A 2,705-nucleotide genomic window follows, 5' to 3' on the forward strand; every position below is an offset into this window, starting at 1 on the left:
ACCCGCGCGCGGTCTCCGGTCCGAGCCTCGGCGCCGGTCCGCGGGCTCACGTCCCGCTCCCGTCCCCCGGGGCCCCCATGCGGTGCACGGCTCGCGCGAACGCCTCCCCCCGGGCCGGGTATCCGGTGAACATGTCCAGCGACGCCCCCGCCGGAGCCAGCAGCACGGTGTCTCCGGGGGCGGCGAGCCTGGCGGATTCGTCGACGACACGGTCCATGACCCCAGTGTCCTGCCCCGCGACCTCGACTACCGGGACATTCGCGGCGTGTCGCGCCAGAGCCTGCCGGATCCGCTCGCGGTCGGCGCCCAGGAGCACCGCGCCGCGCAGCCTGGGGGCCGCCTGCCGTACCAGGTCGTCGACGTCGGCGCCCTTCAGCTGTCCGCCGGCCACCCAGACGATCGAGGGGTAGGCGGCGAGCGAGGCGGCGGCGGCGTGCGGGTTGGTGGCCTTGGAGTCGTCGACGTAGTCGACTCCGCCCACCCGGGCGACGTGCGCGATCCGGTGCGGGTCGGGGACGAAGTCCCGCAATCCCTGCCGTACGGCCTCCTCCGGCACCCCGTAGGCCCGGGCGAGCGCGGCGGCGGCGAGCGCGTTGGCCACGTTGTGCGGCGCGAAGGGCCGGACGTCGCCGAGTGAGGCCAGCTCGGCGGCCTCCCGGACGGGGTCGGCGGTGAACGCCCGGTCCACCAGCAGGTCCTCGACCACGCCGACCTGCCCCGGCCGGGCACCTGCAGCGTGAAGCCGACCGCGCCTTCGTACGGCGCGGCCAGCCGGGCGGACCACTCGTCGTCGGCGTTGTAGACGACCGTCCCGGCCCTGGCGAAGATCTCCCCCTTGGCGCGGGCGTACTCCTCCATGGAGCCGTGCCAGTCGAGGTGGTCCGGCGCGACGTTGAGCACGGCCGCCGCGAGCGGGGCGATGCCCGGCGCGCGGTGCAGCTGGAAGCTGGACAGCTCCACCGCCAGCACGTCGTACGGCTCCGCGACCGCCTCCGCCACCGGGACGCCCACGTTGCCGACCGCCAGCGCCCGGCGCCCGGCGGCGCGCAGCATCGAGGTGAGCATCCGCACCGCGGTGGTCTTGCCGTTGGTCCCGGTCAGCGCCAGCCACGGCGCCGCGCCCTCGGGACGCAGCCGCCAGGCCAGCTCGACCTCGCCGATCACCTCGATCCCGGCCTCCGCCGCCGCGGCGAGCAGCGGGTGGTGCGGCGGCCAGCCGGTGGCGATGACCTGGGTCGTGCCCTCGGGGATCCCGGCGGGCTCGCCGAAGCGCACCTCCACGCCCGCCTCGGCCAGCTCGGCGGCGACGGCGCGCTGACGCTCGCCGTCCCGGCCCTCCAGGACGACCGCCTTCTCGCCGCGGGCGGCCAGCAGGCGGGCGGCGGCGGCGCCGGAGAGCCCGGCGCCCAGCACGCAGATCATTGGAAACCACCCAGTCCTTCCAGGGTCGGCGGAGTGTCGCGAAGCCCTTCTCAGGACTTGGGCATCCACTCGATGTAGAACAGCCCGAGGCCGGCCGCGGCGCACAGTCCGGCGATGATCCAGAACCGGACCACGATGGTGGTCTCGGCCCAGCCCGCCAGCTCGAAGTGGTGCTGGAGCGGCGCCATCCGGAACACCCGTTTGCCGGTCAGCTTGAACGACCCGACCTGGATGATGACCGAGAGCGTGATGATCACGCACAGTCCCGCCAGGATGATCAGCAGCAGCTGGGTGCGGGTGGTGATGGCCAGGCCGGCAATCACGCCGCCCAGGGCGAGCGAGCCGGTGTCGCCCATGAAGATCTTGGCCGGCGGGGCGTTCCACCACAGGAAGCCGATCAGCGCGCCGAGCACGGCGGCGGCGACCACGGCCAGGTCCAGCGGGTCGCGCACCCAGTAGCAGTTGGGGCCGAGCTGGGTGGTGCAGCTGTTGCGCAGCTGCCAGTTGCCGATCAGGATGTAGGAGGCCAGCACCGCGCCGGTGGCGCCGCTGGCCAGGCCGTCGAGGCCGTCGGTGAGGTTCACCGCGTTGGAGAAGCCCACGATCATGATGAGCACCCAGACGGTGAACCCGACGATGGTGATCGACGGGCCGAAGTCCCGCAGGAACGACAGCCGGGTCTCGGCCGGGGTGATGTCGTAGGCGTTGGGGAAGCGGACCACCAGCACGGCGAAGACCGCGCCGACGATGAGCTGGCCGAGCGCCTTGGCGCCGCTGCGCAGGCCGAGGCTGCGCTGCTTGTAGATCTTGATGAAGTCGTCGAGGAAGCCGACCGCGCCCAGCCCCGTCATCAGGAACAGCACCAGCACCGCGGAGACCGTGGGCGTGGTCCACGACATCAGGTGGGCGCAGGCGTACCCGATCAGCGCGGCGATCACGATCACCGTGCCGCCCATGGTGGGGGTGCCGCGCTTGTCGTGGTGGCCGGAGGGGCCCTCCTCCCGGATGCTCTGGCCGTAACCGCGCCGGGAGAACAACCGGATCGCCAGTGGCGTGCCGAACATCGACAGCAGCAGGGAGACCGCCGCCGCGATGAGGATGTCCCTCACTGGCCGTCACCCCCGGTCAGGGCCTGGGCCACGCGCTCCAGACCGGCGGCGCGCGAGCCCTTGACCAGGACCACGTCTCCGGGGGAGAGCATGCCCTCCAGTACGGTCGCGGCCTCCGCCGTGTCGGCGGCGTGCACCACGCGGGTGGCCGGGCGCGGCTCCGGTCCCGGCGGC

General features: G+C 73.4%; 1 protein-coding gene and 1 pseudogene. Both read right to left on the minus strand.

Annotated features, from left to right (window positions below; all coding sequences use genetic code 11):
- Positions 1–46: 46 nt before the first annotated feature.
- Positions 47–1,422 (minus strand): annotated as a pseudogene (murD, locus tag ACWJ6R_RS34185) (UDP-N-acetylmuramoyl-L-alanine--D-glutamate ligase).
- A 50-nt stretch (positions 1,423–1,472) separates the two neighbouring features.
- Positions 1,473–2,531, minus strand: a complete 1,059-nt coding sequence (mraY, locus tag ACWJ6R_RS34190; RefSeq protein WP_068894159.1) for a phospho-N-acetylmuramoyl-pentapeptide-transferase — start codon at positions 2,529–2,531, stop codon at positions 1,473–1,475.
- Positions 2,532–2,705: the final 174 nt, after the last annotated feature.

Source organism: Planomonospora algeriensis (genome assembly GCF_977012225.1).